At 71.7% G+C, this 16,628-nt stretch carries 13 protein-coding genes and 2 pseudogenes; 10 read left to right on the top strand and 5 right to left on the bottom strand.

Annotated features, from left to right (window positions below):
• Nucleotides 1–5 precede the first annotated feature (5 nt).
• The 3 genes from AB4Y83_RS09920 to lysS all read left to right on the top strand — a co-directional run bounded on the left by AB4Y83_RS09920 (nucleotide 6) and on the right by lysS (nucleotide 4,241).
• Nucleotides 6–809 (top strand): Cof-type HAD-IIB family hydrolase, encoded by an 804-nt coding sequence (locus tag AB4Y83_RS09920; RefSeq protein ID WP_442296741.1) that lies wholly within the window; start codon nucleotides 6–8, stop codon nucleotides 807–809.
• Between the two features lie 271 nt (nucleotides 810–1,080).
• A complete protein-coding gene (locus AB4Y83_RS09915) occupies nucleotides 1,081–2,391 on the top strand; it encodes an adenylosuccinate synthase (protein WP_442296740.1) in 1,311 nt (436 codons plus the stop codon).
• A gap of 59 nt (nucleotides 2,392–2,450) precedes the next feature.
• Complete coding sequence (lysS, locus tag AB4Y83_RS09910) at nucleotides 2,451–4,241, top strand: lysine--tRNA ligase (protein WP_442296739.1); 1,791 nt, start codon at nucleotides 2,451–2,453, stop codon at nucleotides 4,239–4,241.
• Between the two features lie 65 nt (nucleotides 4,242–4,306).
• On the opposite strand, the gene AB4Y83_RS09905 is transcribed toward lysS, so the two are convergent.
• Nucleotides 4,307–5,884 carry a M4 family metallopeptidase gene (locus tag AB4Y83_RS09905; protein WP_442296738.1) on the bottom strand — a complete coding sequence of 526 codons (1,578 nt, stop codon included), beginning with the start codon at nucleotides 5,882–5,884 and terminating at the stop codon, nucleotides 4,307–4,309.
• Nucleotides 5,885–6,466: 582 nt separating this feature from the next.
• A complete protein-coding gene (locus tag AB4Y83_RS09900) occupies nucleotides 6,467–8,785 on the bottom strand; it encodes a HelD family protein (RefSeq protein WP_442296737.1) in 2,319 nt (772 codons plus the stop codon).
• A gap of 59 nt (nucleotides 8,786–8,844) precedes the next feature.
• Here AB4Y83_RS09900 and AB4Y83_RS09895 point away from each other — a divergent pair, with 59 nt between their 5' ends.
• Nucleotides 8,845–9,477, top strand: a complete 633-nt coding sequence (locus AB4Y83_RS09895; RefSeq protein WP_442296736.1) for a GNAT family N-acetyltransferase — start codon at nucleotides 8,845–8,847, stop codon at nucleotides 9,475–9,477.
• 9 nt (nucleotides 9,478–9,486) lie between these two features.
• On the opposite strand, the gene AB4Y83_RS09890 is transcribed toward AB4Y83_RS09895, so the two are convergent.
• Both AB4Y83_RS09890 and AB4Y83_RS09885 read right to left on the bottom strand, forming a co-directional pair.
• Nucleotides 9,487–9,936 (bottom strand): mycothiol transferase, encoded by a 450-nt coding sequence (locus tag AB4Y83_RS09890; RefSeq protein WP_442296735.1) that lies wholly within the window; start codon nucleotides 9,934–9,936, stop codon nucleotides 9,487–9,489.
• A pseudogene (locus tag AB4Y83_RS09885) lies at nucleotides 9,845–10,054 on the bottom strand (hypothetical protein); the annotation flags it as partial. The gene AB4Y83_RS09890 and the pseudogene AB4Y83_RS09885, both read right to left, overlap by 92 nt.
• On the opposite strand from AB4Y83_RS09885, the gene purD reads away from it, so the two are divergent.
• Genes purD through AB4Y83_RS09865 form a run of 4 tightly spaced genes read left to right on the top strand, consistent with a single transcriptional unit; the run spans nucleotide 10,016 to nucleotide 13,436 of the window.
• Nucleotides 10,016–11,293 (top strand): phosphoribosylamine--glycine ligase, encoded by a 1,278-nt coding sequence (purD, locus tag AB4Y83_RS09880; protein WP_442276027.1) that lies wholly within the window; start codon nucleotides 10,016–10,018, stop codon nucleotides 11,291–11,293. The pseudogene AB4Y83_RS09885 and the gene purD overlap by 39 nt on opposite strands.
• 36 nt (nucleotides 11,294–11,329) lie before the next feature.
• Nucleotides 11,330–11,965 carry an RNA polymerase sigma factor gene (locus AB4Y83_RS09875; protein ID WP_442296734.1) on the top strand — a complete coding sequence of 212 codons (636 nt, stop codon included), beginning with the start codon at nucleotides 11,330–11,332 and terminating at the stop codon, nucleotides 11,963–11,965.
• Nucleotides 11,966–12,021: 56 nt separating this feature from the next.
• Nucleotides 12,022–12,927, top strand: a complete 906-nt coding sequence (locus AB4Y83_RS09870; RefSeq protein WP_442296833.1) for a phosphoribosylaminoimidazolesuccinocarboxamide synthase — start codon at nucleotides 12,022–12,024, stop codon at nucleotides 12,925–12,927.
• Between the two features lie 23 nt (nucleotides 12,928–12,950).
• Nucleotides 12,951–13,436, top strand: coding sequence for a GNAT family N-acetyltransferase (locus tag AB4Y83_RS09865; RefSeq protein WP_442276025.1), 486 nt, complete (start codon nucleotides 12,951–12,953; stop codon nucleotides 13,434–13,436).
• 3 nt (nucleotides 13,437–13,439) lie between these two features.
• Here AB4Y83_RS09865 and AB4Y83_RS09860 read toward each other — a convergent pair whose 3' ends face one another.
• Nucleotides 13,440–15,182: an HNH endonuclease gene (locus AB4Y83_RS09860; RefSeq protein ID WP_442296733.1), complete on the bottom strand. Its 1,743-nt coding sequence runs from the start codon at nucleotides 15,180–15,182 to the stop codon at nucleotides 13,440–13,442.
• A gap of 390 nt (nucleotides 15,183–15,572) precedes the next feature.
• Between AB4Y83_RS09860 and AB4Y83_RS09855 the strand changes: the two genes are divergently transcribed.
• Together AB4Y83_RS09855 and purS are read left to right on the top strand one after the other, a co-directional pair.
• Nucleotides 15,573–16,202 (top strand): hypothetical protein, encoded by a 630-nt coding sequence (locus AB4Y83_RS09855; protein ID WP_442276023.1) that lies wholly within the window; start codon nucleotides 15,573–15,575, stop codon nucleotides 16,200–16,202.
• Between the two features lie 94 nt (nucleotides 16,203–16,296).
• Nucleotides 16,297–16,545 (top strand): annotated as a pseudogene (purS, locus tag AB4Y83_RS09850) (phosphoribosylformylglycinamidine synthase subunit PurS); the annotation flags it as partial.
• Nucleotides 16,546–16,628: the final 83 nt, after the last annotated feature.

Genomic DNA, 16,628 nt, shown 5'->3' with positions numbered 1-16,628 from the left:
ACCGCATGACGCTCTTCTGCTCCGACGTCGACGGCACGCTGCTCGACCATCGACGCACGCTGTCCTCCCGCACCGTGGCCGCCATCCGGGCGGTGCGGGAGGCCGGCCACACGTTCGTGCTCTGCAGCTCGCGCATGCCCGCGTCCCTCGAGGGTCTCGAGCGTCTCTGCGGCGTCGAGCCCACCCCGCTCATCGCGTACAACGGCGGGCTCGTGCTGCGTGCCGACCGCTCGGTCGTCACCGACGTCGCGATCACGCCCGCCGACGCGAGGGCCACGTATGCCGTGTGCGAGCGGCTCGCGCTCCACGCGAGCTTCTTCGCCGGGGACGACTGGTACGCCTGGGGTCCCGACGAGTGGACCGAGCGCGAGGCGACGATCACCGCCGTGGACCCGAGCCCGGAGTCGGCGCACGACTACGTGTCGAGCGGTCGCGTCGACGTGCAGCCGCCGCACAAGGTCATGGCGATGGGCGACCCGGCGCTCGTCGACGAGCTGGAGGCGGCGCTCACGGGTCGAGCCGGCCTCGTGACCTACCGCTCCAAGACGACCTACCTCGAGATCGCCAACGCCGCCTGCTCCAAGGGCGACGGGCTGCGCGCCCTCGCCGACGAGCTCGGCGTCGACGTCTCCGACACCGTCTTCTTCGGTGACAACCACAACGACGTCTCGGCCTTCGCCGTGGCGGGCACCGCGGTCGCCGTCGCCAACGCCGTCGACCCGGCCCTCGACGCGGCCACGGTCGTCACGGGCCACCACCGCGAGGACGGCGTCGCCGCCTACCTCGAGGACTGGCTCGCCTCGCACTGACCGGTGCGCAGCTGGACCGGATCGGCCCGTCGCTTGCGCGCTGCACGCTGGGTGGCGAGGCGATCGTCGCCGCCACAACTCCGCTGGGGCGGAGCAATCCGGGGTCGGGTGGCCCGATCCGCCTCACCTTCTCCGCCGAGGCGGAGGAATCCGGGTCGGGTGGCCCGATCCGCCACCACAACTCGGCCGGTGCGGAGAAGCCGGGTCCGGGGCACGGGTCTCGAACCGATAACCTTGCGGTTGGCTTGGACCACAACCGGAAGGCAGACCGATGCCGGCAATCGTGCTCGTCGGAGCGCAGTGGGGTGACGAGGGCAAGGGCAAGGCGACCGACCTGCTGGGCAGCAGCGTCGACTACGTCGTCAAGTTCAACGGCGGCAACAACGCCGGCCACACCGTCGTCATCGAGAAGGACGGCAAGCGCGAGAAGTACGCGCTGCACCTGCTGCCCTCCGGCATCCTCAGCCCCAACTGCGTGCCGGTCATCGGCAACGGCGTCGTCATCGACCTCGGCGTCCTCTTCGAGGAGCTCGACGGTCTCGAGGCGCGCGGCGTCGACACGAGCAAGCTGCTCGTCAGCGCCAACGCGCACGTCATCCCGAGCTACAACCGCACCATCGACAAGGTGACCGAGCGCTTCCTCGGCAAGCGCCGCATCGGCACGACCGGCCGCGGCATCGGTCCCACCTACGCCGACAAGATGAACCGCGTCGGCATCCGCATCCAGGACCTCTACGACGAGGGCATCCTGCGCCAGAAGGTCGAGGCCGCGCTCGAGCTGAAGAACCAGGTGCTCGCGAAGATCTACAACACCCGCGCCTCCGCCGTCGACGACGTCGTCGAGGAGCTGCTGTCGTATGCCGTCCGCCTCGCACCCATGGTCGCCGACACGAGCCTCGTGCTGACCCAGGCGCTCGACCGCGGCGACACGGTGCTCTTCGAGGCGGGGCAGGCGACCCTGCTCGACGTCGACCACGGCACCTACCCCTACGTCACCTCGAGCAACGCCGTGTCGGCCGGCGCGTGCACCGGCTCCGGGGTGCCGCCGACCCGCATCGACTCGGTCATCGCGATCCTCAAGGCCTACACGACCCGCGTCGGCGAGGGCCCCTTTCCGACCGAGCTGCACGACGACAGCGGCGAGTTCCTCCGCAAGACCGGCGCCGAGTACGGCACGACGACCGGACGCCCGCGCCGCTGCGGCTGGATGGACACCGTGGTCGGCCGCTACGCGACCCGGATCAACGGCGTCACCGACTTCGTCATCACCAAGCTCGACGTCCTCACCGGCCTCGAGAAGGTCCCGGTCTGCGTCGCCTACGACGTCGGCGGCGTGCGCCACGACGAGATGCCGGTCAACCAGACCGACTTCCACCACGCGACGCCGATCTACGAGGAGCTCGACGGCTGGTGGGAGGACATCACCGGCTGCCGCTCCTTCGAGGACCTGCCGGCCAACGCCCAGGCCTACGTGCTGCGCGTCGAGGAGCTCATCGGCGCCCGGGTCTCGGCCATCGGTGTCGGCCCGGGCCGCGACGAGATCATCGAGCGCTTCCCGCTCAAGCCGGCCGTCGCGAGCTGACGCGGTCGCGCGGTCGCACGCACACGGCATACGAAAGCCTCTGCAACTGAAGGAAACCCATGACTGAAGAGGTCACCCCGCTCGACTGGGTCACGCGGCTGGCCGACGACGTGATCGCCGAGGCGCAGGAGCGTCACCCCGGCGAGACGATCGTCTGCGCGTCGGGCATCAGCCCGTCCGGACCGATCCACCTCGGCAACTTCCGCGAGCTCATCACGCCGCACCTCGTCGCCGACGAGATCAAGCGGCGCGGGATCGACTGCGAGCACATCCTCAGCTGGGACGACTTCGACCGCTTCCGCCGCGTGCCGAAGAACCTTGCGGGAGTGGACGACTCGTGGGAGCAGTACATCGGTATGCCGCTGACCTCGGTCCCGGCGCCCGCGGGTTCTGCGCACGCGAGCTGGGCCGACCACTTCAAGGCGCCGCTCCTCGAGGCCATGGTGGCCACGGGCATCGAGGTGCGCCAGATCAGCCAGACCGAGCAGTACCGCGCCGGTGTCTACCGCGACCAGGTGCTGCTCGCGATGCGTGAGCGCTTCGCCATCGACAAGGTGCTCGACCAGTACCGCACGCTCGAGGCCGTCGAGGCGGCCCGCCAGAAGTCCAGTGGTAAGGGCAAGGGCAAGGGCGGCGGTGGCGTCGGAGGCAAGGCGACGAAGCTCACCGAGGAGCAGGCCGCCGCGGCGACCGAGGCCGAGCGCGGCTCCGGCGCGGCGTCCGAGGACGACGGCAGCGAGGGCAAGGCCGGCTACTACCCGTTCAAGCCCTTCTGCTCCTCGTGCGGCACCGACTTCACGACCGTCACGGCCTACGACGACGACAGCCACGAGCTGACCTACGACTGCACGAAGTGCGGGCACACCGAGACTGTCGACCTTGACACCTTCACGAACGGCAAGCTCGTGTGGAAGGTCGACTGGCCGATGCGCTGGGGGCACGAGCACGTGATGTTCGAGCCGTCGGGGGTCGACCACCAGAGCCCGGGCAGCAGCTTCGTCGTCGGCAAGGACCTCGCGCCGATCTTCGGCTGGGAGCGGCCCGTCGGGCCGATGTACGCCTTCGTCGGCATCGCCGGGATGGCCAAGATGAGCTCGAGCAAGGGCGGCGTGCCGATCCCCACCGACGCGCTCGAGGTCATGGAGGCCCCGGTGCTGCGCTGGCTCTACGCTCGGCGCCGGCCCAACCAGAGCTTTGACGTCGCCTTCGGTCCGGAGCTCCAGCGCCTCTACGACGAGTGGGATGCCTTGGGCCGCAAGGTCGCCGACGGCTCGGCCCAAGCAGGCGACCTCGCCGCGCACCTGCGCGCCACGTCGACGGCCGCGGGTCCGCTGCCCTCGACGCCGCGACCGATGTCCTTCCGCACCATCGCGTCGGTCATCGACGTGACGCAGGGTGACGAGGAGCAGGCCGTCCGCATCCTCAGCGAGCTCGAGCCCGACAACCCCGTGGCCTCCACCGACGACCTGCGGCCCCGGCTCGACTGCGCGGAGCGCTGGATGCTCGGCTACGTGCCCGCCGAGGACCGCACCGTCGTGCGCACCGAGCCCGACGCGGAGCTGCTCGGCAGCCTCGACGATCAGCAGCAGGAGTCGCTCCGGCTGCTCGCCGAGGGCCTGGACGGGCACTGGTCGCTCGACGGCCTGACCCACCTCGTCTACGGCGTGCCGAAGATCCAGCGCGGCATCGACCCGGAGGCCAAGGTCAAGGACCCCGAGCTGTCGGCCGCCCAGCGCGCCTTCTTCGTCCTCGTCTACCGGCTGCTGGTGTCGAAGGACACCGGCCCCCGCCTGCCGACGCTGCTGCTGGCCGTGGGCGCCGACCGGGTCCGCAGCCTCGTCGGCCACTGAGGCAGTGAAAGAGCAGCTCGCCCGAGCTGGGCGAGCTGCTCCTTCGACTCGGAGAGGCGTGCGCGTCAGTTGACGCCGACGGCCGACCAGGCGGTGGCGGTGGCGGCGTACTGGGCGCTGCCGGCGCCGTAGAGGTCGGTGGCGGCCGAGAGCATGCCGGCGCGGGCACCGGCGTAGTTCGTCGACGAGGTCCAGTACGTCGTCAGGGCGCGATACCAGATCGCAGCCGCTGCGTCGTGACCGATGCCGGTCACCGCGCCACCGTTGCAGGTCGGGCTGGTGTAGCTGACGCCGTTGATCGTCTTGGCGCCGCTGCCCTCGGAGAGCAGGTAGAACAGGTGGTTGCCGACGCCCGACGAGTAGTGCACGTCGAGAGTGCCGACCCGCTTGCTCCAGCAGTCCGCGGACGCGCCGTCCTTGCTCGGCTTGTCCATGTAGCGCAGCGGGCCCGCGCCGTTCTTCGCGAAGCGCTCACCGATGAGGTAGTCGCCCGGGTCGCCGCTCGTGTTCGCGGTGAACTCGACCATGGTGCCCATGACGTCCGAGGTCGACTCGTTGAGGCCGCCGGACTCGCGGGCGTAGGTCAGCCCCGCCGTCGCCGAGGTGACGCCGTGCGTCATCTCGTGGCCGGCCACGTCGAGCGAGACGAGCGGGCCGTAGCTGGCGCCGTCACCGTCGCCGTAGCGCATGCAGAAGCACGTGTCGCTCCACGAGGCGTTGACCCAGCTGGTGCCGACGTGGACGAGGCTGCGGGCGCCCTTGCCGTCGTTCTTGATGCCGTTGCGGCCGAACGTGTTCTTGTAGAAGTCCCACGTGGCGCCGACGCCGAAGTCTGCGTCGACGGCGGCGGTCTGCCGGTTCGTGGTGGAGCCCGCGGTGCCCCAGACGTTGTCGGCGTCGGTGAAGAGGGTGCCCGTGGTCGAGGTCGTCGACCCGTTGTTGCCGTCCTCGGTGCGGGCCCCGCCGCGGGTCGCGTCGATCATCTGCCACTGGCCGCCCGACGCGGTGGTCTGGAGCGTCACGGTGCCGAGGTAGAGGCTGTTGCCCGTGCCGACGTCGTTGACCTCCGTCGCCCAGTGGTCGACGACGGCGCCGGAGCGCGCGTCGACGAAGACGACGGTGCCGGCCGGCTCACCGTGGGCGCCGACACCGTCGACCTGGGTCTTCCACACGAGGCGGGCGGGGCCGCCCATCGCGTAGACGGCCAGGATCGGCTTCGATGCGCTGACGGTGTGGTCGACGGTGCGAGCAGCCGTGGCGGCCGCCGTGGCCGGGGCGACGGTGGGGGTCGTGGACGCGACCCGGACCGACGTGGACGCGGCGTTGACCCCCTTCCAGGCGCCCGCCTTGTCGGTGTGGACGACGAGGTCGCCACCGACGACGGGCAGGCCCTTGAACGTGCGGTCGAAGCGGACGTGCGTGGTGCCGTCCTTGTCGGTGGCCACGCTGCGGGACGTGAGGCCTTGGTCCTGGTCGAGGCCGAAGGCCGAACCGTGGGCCCGCGCCGCGGCGACGGCCCGGTCGAGGCCGGCTCCCGAGGCGGACCGGGTGGCTGCCTGCGCGCCGCTCGTGGCGATCGTCGCAAGGGCGGTGGCGGCGATCGCTGCGGTGGCGACCGACGTCGTGATGAAGCTCTTCTTCAAGGCGTACTCCTGGCTACCGAGGTGCCCCCGAGGGCGGTCGGATGACCGTTCCGCCACATGTGTCGGTTTGAAGGCGCGACGCCAGAGAGCAGGGTCAATGTTTGCCGGTGCTTGAACAGGAAATGAACCGGACCGATGGCTGTTCCCAGACTTCTCTCAGGAAGCGGATGGGACGGTCCCGGGCATGGAAGCGGGCGAGGGGCGAGATGCAGGGGGGTTGCATCTCGTCCCTCGCCCGGTGCGTCGTCCACATTGGGGGCGGGACTTCGCCGAACGCCAAGGGCCTCAGGGGGGAGGAGGCGGCGGGGAGGGTAGGTTCGCGCGCCTTGACGTTGAAGCAATCATCCCCCCGGGTGGAGGCACAGTCGACGGTTCGCGGAATCCTTGAACAAGTCTTTACCTAAAGAAAACTGGCCGGAACGAGCCTTCCTGCGCCCGGGCGAGGCTGCCGGTCCACATTGGGCGACAGGGCAACGTCGAGACGGCGAAGTCTGCGCCGAACGGCCCCGCCATCAGGACGAACCGATCACGTCGGTTCGTCCGGGTGGCCGGAGGGCGAGGACCGCCACCGCTCCGCGCGGGTCAGGCCAGGATCGTCATCCGGTGCGCCGCACGGGTCAGGGCGACGTAGAGCACCCGGATCCCGCCGGGCGACTCGCGGGTGATCTCGTCGGGGTCGACGACGACGGTGGCGTCGTACTCGAGGCCCTTCGTCGACATCGGGTCGATGACCTGGACGCGTCCCTCACCGAGCTGGGCCACCGGCTCGAGAAGGGTGGCGTGCACGGCCGGGGTGATGACCGCGATGGCCCCCTCGACCTGCTCGAGCAGCGACTCGACGGCGGCACGGACCGAGGCCAGGGCGTCCGGTCCGAGGACGCCCTCCACGGGGTCGATGCCCGTCTCGCGGACGGCCTGGGGGATGTCTGCGTCGGGCACCTCGCGGCGCACGACCTCGGCGGCGTAGTCGAAGATCTCGCGCGCGTTGCGGTAGTTGGTGTCCATGTGGAACTGCTGGCGCGCCTGCGACCCGAAGGCCTCCTCGCGCGCGGCGGCGGCCTCGGCGGCGTCGGGCCACGACGCCTGGGCGGCGTCGCCGACGACGGTCCACGACGCATACCGACCGCGACGGCCGATCATCCGCCACTGCATGGGCGAGAGGTCCTGGGCCTCGTCGACGAGGACGTGGGCGTACTCGTCGGGCTTGCCGATGCGGCCGGCGAGGAGCTTGTCGCGCGGGTCGGTGAGCACACGCGGGGCACCGGCGTCGCGCGCCGCGCTGACGACGGGCTGCACCTCGGTGACGCCGTACTGGCTGAGGTCCTCGAGCTCCTCGATCTCGTAGAAGCCGCGCTCCTCCTTGGGGGCCTCCTGGACCGGGCCGACGCGGGCGGCGATGTCGTCGACGAGCGCGACGTCGGCCACCGACCACGTGCCGGTCTCGAGCGCGAGCCGGAACGAGGCGGCCAGGGGCTCGATCTCGTCGTCGCGCAGGGTGCCGCGGGCGTGCCGGCGCACGAGCTCGGGGTCGCCGAGCCACAGGAGAACCTCGCGGGGGTCGACCTGCGGCCACCAGACCTGCATGAACGCCTCGACGTCGAGGTGGTCCTCCCACTTGTCGAGGAACTCCTCCTTGGCCTCCCGGTCGCCCGTGATGCCGAGGGAGGTCCAGGCGGCCTCGCCGAGGGCGTCCTGGGCGGCGGCCGTGCCCGTGTTGCGCTGGTGCTGGCGCAGCACCTGGGCGCGCACGCGGTCGAGCTCGCGCATCTCGAGGCGGACCGGGCGGCCCGCGACCATGGCGCGGAACTCGGTCGGCGTGCCCGGCACGCGGCCACGGGCGGCGGCGCCGAGCAGGGGCCGGATGCGGGTCGAGCCCTTGGTGCGCGCGACGGCCGGCGGGTCGAACCGCTCGGTGTGCACGACGTCGAGGACGTCGCCGAGGGCGCGCAGGATGACGCTGTCCTCGCCGAGCGAGGGGAGCACACGCTCGATGTAGGCGGTGTAGGCGCCGGACGGGCCGACGACGAGGATGCCGCCGGACTCGAAGCGGCGGCGGTCGGAGTAGAGCAGGTAGGCCGCGCGGTGCAGTGCGACGACGGTCTTGCCGGTGCCCGGGCCACCCGTGATCTCGGTGATGCCGCGGGCGCTGGCCCGGATCGCCTCGTCCTGGTGGGCCTGGATCGTGGCGACGATGTCGCGCATCCGCTCGCCGCGGCTGCGGGTCAGGGCGGCCATAAGTGCACCGTCACCGACGACGACGAGGTCGTCGGGAGCCTCGGGGACCATGAGGTCGTCCTCGATGCCGATGACGACGGTGCCGCGGCTGCGCAGGACGCGGCGGCGCAGGACGCCCATCGGCTGCGTCGGGGTCGCGCGGTAGAAGGCAGAGGCGGCCGGGGCGCGCCAGTCGATGACGAGCGGCTCGTAGTCGTCGTCGCGGACGCCGAGGCGGCCGATGTAGCGGATCTCGCGGTCCCCGCCCGAGCTGCCGTCGGCGGGGCGGTGGCCGTTGCCGTTGGACTCGACCGCCGCGGCACGAAGCATCGCGTGGTCGATGTCGAGGCGCCCGAAGACGAGGCCTTCGTACTGCGTGTCGAGGGCGGTGCGTCGCTTGGCCGCGTGGAACATCAGCGCGTCGCGCTCGAAGAGGGCCGCGCCCTCGGCGTCGCCGACCTCGACCTGACGGCCGAAGTGGCTGCGAGCCAGGCCCTCGGCCTGGACGCTGTCGGCGCGTACGCCGGCCTTCTCCAGCTCCTCGTGGACGCGGTCGACGTGGGCCTGCTCGACCGCGATCTCGCGCGCGAGCTCGTCGGGGATGCTCTTGGTCGACACCGGCGAGGCGCCCCGCGATCCGGGCGCGCTGGTCCGCTGGGACGATGCGTTCGAAGTGCTCACTGACATCCAAGGACTCTGAGGGACGCGCCGGGTGGCGCGGGAACCATCAAGTCTACTGTCAGTTCATGCCCATCGAGGTCTGTGTCCCGCCCACCGGCGCGCCGCTCGTCGGCCGCTTCGTCCGCCTCGACGTCACGACCCCCGACGACGCCCCCGGACTGTTCGCCGTCTACTCCGACCCGCGGTGCTACGAGCAGGGCTTCGTGATGATGCGACCGCACACGTCGGTGGCCGAGACCGGGGCCCTCGTGGCGGCCGCCGTCGCGGCGCGCGGTGCCCACGGGACGGGCCGGACGGCATACACGATCAGGCTCGTCGCCGACGGCGACCTCGGCCCGGCGGGCACCGTCGTCGGGTCGAGCTCGCTCGGCGACGTCGACACCGACCGCGAGCACGTGCACCTCGGCTGGACGATGTACGGCTCGCGCTGGTGGGGCACGCTGGTCAACCCGGAAGCGAAGTTCCTCCTGCTCGCGCACGCGTTCGAGACGTGCGGCTTCGGGCGGGTCAAGATCCAGACCGACGTCGTCAACGCGCGCTCGCGGGCCGCCATTCTCAAGCTCGGCGCGACGTTCGAGGGGATCACGCGGCGCGACGTGAGGCGGGCCGACGGCTCGTGGCGCGACTCGGCGGTCCACTCGATCCTCGTCGACGAGTGGCCCCGGGTGCGGGCCGGACTGCTCGAGCGGCTCGGCTGAGGGGCGACCTCAGCGGTGCGCGTCTGCGGCGGCCTGGACGCGCGTGAGGTAGGCGGCCCACCAGGCGGCGTCCACCCCGGGCATGTTGTCGCGGTCGCGGAAGCGTCCGACCGCCCCGTCGAGCTGCTCACGCAGGATGTCGGCGTGCCCCGCGTGCCGTGCGGTCTCGGCGACGAGGTGACCGAGCACGAAGCGGACGTCGACATGGGCGCGCTCCTCGGGCCAGTGCGGCACGCGACCCATGGTGTCGAGACCGAGGGCGGTGGTGTCCTCGCCGTGCCGCCAGGCCGCGCGGTAGAGGTCGGTGTCCGAACTCGACGTAGGCGAGGTGCTTGACGAGTCCGAGGAGGTTGGTGCCCGTCGGGGTGAGCGGTCGGCGGACGTCGTGGTCCGACAGGCCGTCGAGCTTCCACAGCACCGCCTCGCGATGGGACTGCAGCGTCTGCACCAGCCACGCATCGTGGTCCGGTGCCGGATGGGTGTCGGGCGTCGAGACAGCGTGGCAGGGCCGGCACGGTGAGCCAATAGGGTGGGCGCCGTGAAGGTTCTCGTCCTCGGCTCCGGCGCCCGTGAACACGCTCTCGTCAAGGCTGTCGCTGCCGACCCCGAGGTCGACGCGGTCATCGCCGCGCCGGGCAACCCGGGCATCGACGCGACCGCGCTGTGCGTCCCCGTCGACATCCTCGACGGCGCTGCCGTCGCCGCGCTGGCCCGTGAGCACGACGTCGACCTCGTCGTCGTGGGACCCGAGGCCCCGCTCGTCGCGGGTGTCGCCGACGTATGCCGTGCGGCCGGGTTCGCCGTCTTCGGGCCCTCTGCGGAGGCCGCCCGTCTCGAGGGCAGCAAGTCCTTCGCCAAGGAGGTCATGGCCGCGGCCGACGTGCCGACCGCCCTGGCCCACGTCTGCACGACGATGGACGAGGTCGAGGCCGCCCTGGATGCGCTCGGCGCACCGCACGTCGTCAAGGACGACGGTCTCGCCGCCGGCAAGGGCGTCGTCGTCACCGACTCGCGTGAGGTGGCCGTCGAGCACGCGCGAGCCTGCCTCGCCAAGCCCGACGGTCGACTCGTCGTCGAGGAGTTCCTCGACGGGCCCGAGGTGTCGGTCTTCTGCATCAGCGACGGCGAGACCGTCGTCGCGCTCGCGCCAGCCCAGGACTTCAAGCGCGTCGGCGACGACGACGCCGGGCCCAACACCGGTGGCATGGGCGCCTACTCGCCCCTCGACTGGGCACCCGACGGTCTCGCCGACGACATCGTGCGGCGCGTGGCCCAGCCCACCATCGACGAGATGCGCCGCCGTGGCACGCCCTTCGTCGGGGTGCTCTACGTCGGCCTGGCCCTGACGTCACGGGGGCCGCGGGTCATCGAGTTCAACGCGCGCTTCGGCGACCCCGACGGGCAGGCCTCGCTCGCCCGCCTCGACACGCCCTTCGCGCAGCTGCTCCTCGCCGCGGCCACGGGCGGGCTCGGCCAGTTCGGCCGGCTGCGCTGGTCGTCGGACCACGCGGTCGTCGTCGTCATCGCCGCCTCGGACTACCCCGCGTCACCCCGCACCGGCGACCTCATCACCGGGCTCGACGCCGCGGCCGAGGTGCCCGGCACCGTCGTCCTCCACGCCGGCACGGCGCTCGACGGGTCGGGTGCGCTCGTCTCGGCGGGCGGGCGTGTGCTCGACGTCGTCGCGGTGGCGCCGTCCCTGGCGAAGGCGCGCCAGGCGGCATACGACGCCGTCGCGGTCATCGAGCTCGAGGGGTCGCACCACCGCTCCGACATCGCGCTCCGCGCCGAGCGCGGCGAGATCACGGTCGGCTGAGGCGAACCGTTCCGGCCGAGCCGGACTCTCCTTGGCATGAGCACCACGACCACGAGCCGAGGAGAGCCGAGGTCCGCTGCCGCCATGGCGGCGGACGACCGCGTGCTGTGGTCGCGGCTGGCGGGAGCCGACGATGCGGCGCTGACCGAGCTGTACCGGCGACACTGCGACGCCGTCTACAACTTCGCGTTCCGGCGCACGGCGTCCTGGGCGGCCGCCGAGGACGTGGTGCAGGCGACCTTCACCGCCGTCTGGCGACGGGCTCGTGCCGGCACTGTGGACGCGCTGCGGTCCGAGACGGCGCGGGCCGTGCTGCTCGTCATGGCGGGGCAGGAGTGCGCCAACGCCGCACGTACGGCGCGGCGGCAGCGGTTGCTGCACGGGCGCATCGAGGCCGACTCCGGGGGTGCCGTCTCGCCCGACCACGCCGGATCGACGGCGGAGCGGGTCGATGACGAGCTGCAGATGAGCGAGGTGCGCCGAGCCCTGAGGCTCATCCCGCGGGTCCAGCGCGAGGCGATCGAGCTGGTCGTCTGGTCGCACTGCTCCATCGCCGAGGCGGCCGGCGCGCTCGGTGTCTCGGAGGGGACCGTGAAGTCCCGTCTCCACCGGGCCCGTCAGAGCCTGTCCACCGTGATCGAGATCGACTCCCTCAAGGAGGCACTGTCGTGAACCTGCCCGTTCCCCCCGAGCGCACCCTGCCTGATCAGGTGGGCAGGTGGCAGGCTGTGCGCGTGACCGACCTACCGATCGACCTGCCCGGCTACGAGCACATCTACTCCGGCAAGGTGCGTGACCTCTACGCGCCGGTCGGTGACGACGGCCAGGTGGTCGAGGACCGGCTGCTGCTCGTCGCCTCGAACCGGCTCTCGGCCTACGACTGGATGATGTCCCCGGAGATCCCCGACAAGGGCGCCGTGCTGACCCGGCTGTCGCTGTGGTGGTTCGACCAGCTCGCCGACCTCGTGCCCAACCACGTCATCTCGACCGAGGTGCCCGACGCCGTCGCAGGACGTGGGGTGCTCGTGCGCCGGCTCGACATGCTCAAGGTGGAGGCCATCGCGCGGGCCTACCTGACCGGCGGGGGTCTCGAGGAGTACCGCGAGAAGGGATCCGTCTCCGGCGTCGTGCTGCCCGACGGGCTCGTCGACGGCTCGCGGCTGCCCGACCCGGTCTTCACGCCCACGACCAAGGCGCCCGTGGGAGAGCACGACCTGCCGATGGCGCCCGACGAGGTCGAGGCGGAGCTCGGTGCCGAGGTCGCGGCCGAGGTGTCGCGCCTGACGCGCGCGATCCTGGCGCGGGGCAACGAGATCGCCGCCGAGCGCGGCATCCTCATCGCCGACACGAAGGTCGAGTTCGGCCTGTCGTCCGACGGCACGGGCGGGCTCGTGCTCGCCGACGAGGTGCTGACCCCGGACTCGTCGCGCTTCTGGCCGGCTGAGCGGTGGGAGCCCGGACACCCGCAGCCGTCCTACGACAAGCAGTTCGTCCGCGACTGGCTGACCTCGCCCGAGTCGGGCTGGGACCGCAAGGCGGGTGGCCCTCCGCCCGAGCTGCCCCAGCACGTCGTCGACCAGACGCGGGCGAAGTACGTCGAGGCCTACGAGCGCCTGACCGGAGAGACCTTCTGACCGGCGGCCGGGCCGGCGCGTCGGTGGGACGTCTCCGTCCGGCCACCGAGTCCGATCTCGCGCGCCTGCTCTGGCTGTGGGCGCTCGTGTACGACGGCGACGGCGACGGCGACGGCGACGGCGACGGCGACGAGGGCGGTCTGGGTCAGGGCTGGGCGCTCTCCGCGCGGGACTGGTTCGTTCGCGTCGTCGATGAGGGTGCGACGGCTCGGTTCCCGGTCGTAGAGGTGGACGGCGTCATCGTCGCGACGGCGATCGGCACGCTCGAGCTCGGTGTTCCCAACCCGTACTGCGCGCGCGGTCGCACGGTGCGGCTCGCCAACGTCATCACCGTGCCGGAGCATCGCGGGCACGGGATCGGCACCCTCCTCGTCGGCGACGTGGTCGAGTGGGCCCGATCGATCGATGCGGACCGCGTGGATCTCAGCGCGACTCCCGACGGGCGACGGCTCTACCAACGGCTCGGCTTTGTCCTGACGCGTGCACCGAGGATGAAGCTCGTGCTCTGACGGTCAACCGGTGAGCTCGACCGCGAGGTCGGCGCGCCGGTAGAGCTCGAGCCGGATGACCTCGGCCTGCCCGTCGCGCGCCCGCCGGTCCGCTCGGGGCCGTGCAGCGGCAGGTGGCGGCATCGGGAGCAGCGGGGGAGCGGTCGAGCCGTAGCGGTACCCGGTCGGCGTCGTGGTGCGCACGGTGTGCGGGCGAGCGTCGGTGAGACCGAGTCCGTCGTGCAGCACCTCCGAGAGCCAGCCCGGCTCCTCCTTGACGAGGTTGCAGCGCACACAGAGGCCCTGACCGTTGGCCGCGCTCGTCGGACCGCCGTCGGCGTGCGGCTCGACGTGGTCGGCGTGCGCGATGGGTGCGTCGCACCATGGCGTGCGGCAGGTTCCGTCACGCGCGACGACGAAGCGGCGCAGGGCTGCCGGGAACAGTCTGCGGCCGCTGTCCATCGCCACGAGGGTCCCGGTGGACGGGTGGGTGAAGAGTCGACGCACCCAGACCTGCGCGGTGCGCTCGTTCGGGGAATGGCGCGGTTCCGAGCCGTCGGAGCCGCGGCAGTCAGGCGGGATCCCCGACGGGGCGTCGGCCGGCCAGGTGCGCGGCTGTCCGGCGCGACGCGCGGTCGTGGCGGGGTGCGCACGGTCGTCCGTCTCCGTCTCCGTCTCCGGCTCGGGATGCCGGGTGAGGAGCTCGCGGACCCAGCCGGCCGGGACCGGGCCGTGGCCGGGCACGTGGGCGGGGGTCTCGTCTCCGGCGAGCATCGCCCGGGCGGTGATGACGACCTGCACCTCGACCGGGACGTCGTCGGCCACGGACTGTCCGGTGACGAGCTCGACGAGCGTGTCGGCCATCAGCTGGCCCTTGCCGCGCTCGTCGCCTGCTGCCTTGCCGGACAGGGCGGCCCGCGTCAGTGCGGCGTGCACCGCAACGGCCTGGGCCACGGGGAGCAGGGCAGTGACCAGAGCCATGGCATCGGGGACCGGTCGGATCGTGACCCGCCGCTCACCCTCGGCGATGCGGCACCGCTCGACCGCGGCCGTCGCGTCGAGGCGGTCGGCGCATGCGCGGAGGCGACGCTCGAGCTCGCGGTCACCCCAGGAGCCGACCCCGCCCGGCGCAGTGGGGTCGGACAGGTCGAGGTGTGCCCCGATGACCTCGCTGTCGACCTTCGTCCTGAGCTCGGGGTCGAGGTGGCTCGTGCAGCGCACGACGATCTCGGCGCGACGCTCGTTGAGGACGCCGGCGCCGAGCGCCTCCAGCGTGTGGTGCAGGTGCTGCACGAGGGCGACCGAGGCGTTCGCGAGTCGAGCGCCCCGGGACGGTGACTCCCGACGCGCGAGGCCGACCTGCGCCGACACCCCCATGCGCGACAGCGTCGTCCGGCGATCGGACCTCGACGGACGACGGCGACGGCCCGGCGTCTCGGACGGCACCGGCTCGAGCTCCAGGGTGCGCGCCCGGTCGCGTGCAGCCACCCAGCCATCGAAGTCGCCGGCATCGGAGCACGCCTCCGCCTCCGCCCGGAGCCGAGTCGCGGTGTGGGCCTGCGACTCGACGAAACGGGCCGTCAGCCGTGCCTGGGCCGCGGCGCACGCTGCCTTGACCCGCTCGAGCGCGTCGACAGCCGAGATGAGGTCGGCATCGTCGAGGTCACGACCGTCGAGGCAAGCCACCTCTCGAAGCAAAGCGGACGTGGCGGCGGAGTCGCCGAGCTGGTCGGCTCTCCTCACCTCGACACCCGCACGTTCGAACATGTGTTCCATTCTAGATCGAGATCGTGCGACCTGCAATGCTTATCCACACCGAATCAGCATGTCCGCCAATGCTTTTCCCGCCTCGGTGGCTCTGTCGGCCCTCGGGCTCCATCGCGTCGAGCTCATGCACTCGGTGCTCAACGAGCCGTCGTGTCGTGTGGCGGTCAAGAACGGCTTCGATCTCGAGGGCACCCGGAGGTCGGCCCTGCTCCACCCCGACGGCTGGCATGCACCTCCACGCCCGGCTCGCACCGACCTGAGCCGTCCGTCCCACCCAGACGGGAGGGGCCGCTGTCGTATGCGTTTCCGGCACCCGGCGAGCATCACCACCCCCCGAGCCCGGCGGCATACGCACGCTGTCGCGCGGTGCCGCTGTGGGACGCTGGGCGCATGACCGAGCCCGTCGCCGACGCCACCTCCGACGCCCCTGCGGAGCGCTACCTGCTCCGCCAGAAGCTGACCATGATGGTCAACCGCTACGAGATCGTCCGTCAGGACGAGTTCGGCAAGGAGCTCGGGCTGCTGTGCTTCGCCGAGCAGAAGCGGATGGCCGCCAAGGAACAGGTGACCTTCTACACCGACTCGGCCAAGACCCACCCGCTCTTCGGGTTCAAGGCCCGCAAGCGCATCGACCTGAGCTCCGGCTACGACGTCACCGACAGCCAGGGCCAGCCGATCGGCTGGTTCAAGAAGCAGTTCAAGGCCTCGCTCGTGAACTCGACGTGGACGCTCGGACTCCCCGACGGGCGCGAGTTCATCGGCAGGGAGCGCAACGCCAAGCTCGCCGTCGTGCGCCGCCTCTGGGACATCGTCCCCGTCGTCGGCGACATCCCCGTGCCCTTCCTCTTCCACTTCGACTTCGCAGCCCCGGACGGGTCGGTCGCGCTCAGCTCGACGAAGAAGGCCGGCGTCAAGGACGTCTACCACGTGACCCTCCCGGCGCTCGCCGACGGCAAGCCCATCGACTGGCGCGTCGGCATGGCCATGGCCGTCGCGCTCGACGCGCTGCAGTCGCGCTGAGACGCTGTCCGGGGGCCTGCACGGCGCCCGATAGACTCTGGCCGTCCCTTGGGACGCCTCCATCCCCCATCCAGCGCAGGGAGAAGCACCACTGATGGGAAGCATCGTCGTCGACGTCATGCTCAAGCCCGAGATCCTCGACCCCCAGGGGCAGGCCGTCGGTGGCGCACTGCCGCGGCTCGGGTTCAACGGATTCACCGACGTCCGTCAGGGCAAGCGCTTCGTGCTCACCGTCGACGGTGACGTCACGGACGAGCACCTCGCCGCGGCCCGTGAGGCCGCCGAGACCCTGCTGTCCAACCCGGTCATCGAGGACGTCGTCTCCGTGCACGTGCTCGACGAGAGCGCGGCGGACGAGGGCGCTGCCGACCAGAGCGCTGCCGACGAGGCCGACGCTCCCGCAGAGGACGCCGACGGCGAGCCCGA

Source organism: Terrabacter sp. RAF57 (assembly GCF_052113925.1).
Taxonomy (GTDB): Bacteria; Actinomycetota; Actinomycetes; order Actinomycetales; family Dermatophilaceae; genus Terrabacter.
The sequence above is the reverse complement of the archived record's forward strand: the minus strand, read 5'-3'. Positions and strand labels throughout refer to the sequence as shown.

Excerpts from the sequence above, each read along its gene's own strand:
- AB4Y83_RS09920 (WP_442296741.1), top strand. The coding sequence starts at position 6 with ATGACGCTCTTCTGCTCCGACGTCGACGGCACGCTGCTCGACCATCGA.
- AB4Y83_RS09915 (WP_442296740.1), top strand. The coding sequence starts at position 1,081 with ATGCCGGCAATCGTGCTCGTCGGAGCGCAGTGGGGTGACGAGGGCAAG.
- lysS (WP_442296739.1), top strand. The coding sequence starts at position 2,451 with ATGACTGAAGAGGTCACCCCGCTCGACTGGGTCACGCGGCTGGCCGAC.
- AB4Y83_RS09900 (WP_442296737.1), bottom strand. The coding sequence starts at position 8,785 with ATGTCAGTGAGCACTTCGAACGCATCGTCCCAGCGGACCAGCGCGCCC.
- AB4Y83_RS09895 (WP_442296736.1), top strand. The coding sequence starts at position 8,845 with ATGCCCATCGAGGTCTGTGTCCCGCCCACCGGCGCGCCGCTCGTCGGC.
- AB4Y83_RS09890 (WP_442296735.1), bottom strand. The coding sequence starts at position 9,936 with ATGCGTGGCTGGTGCAGACGCTGCAGTCCCATCGCGAGGCGGTGCTGT.
- AB4Y83_RS09875 (WP_442296734.1), top strand. The coding sequence starts at position 11,330 with ATGAGCACCACGACCACGAGCCGAGGAGAGCCGAGGTCCGCTGCCGCC.
- AB4Y83_RS09860 (WP_442296733.1), bottom strand. The coding sequence starts at position 15,182 with ATGTTCGAACGTGCGGGTGTCGAGGTGAGGAGAGCCGACCAGCTCGGC.
- AB4Y83_RS09855 (WP_442276023.1), top strand. The coding sequence starts at position 15,573 with ATGACCGAGCCCGTCGCCGACGCCACCTCCGACGCCCCTGCGGAGCGC.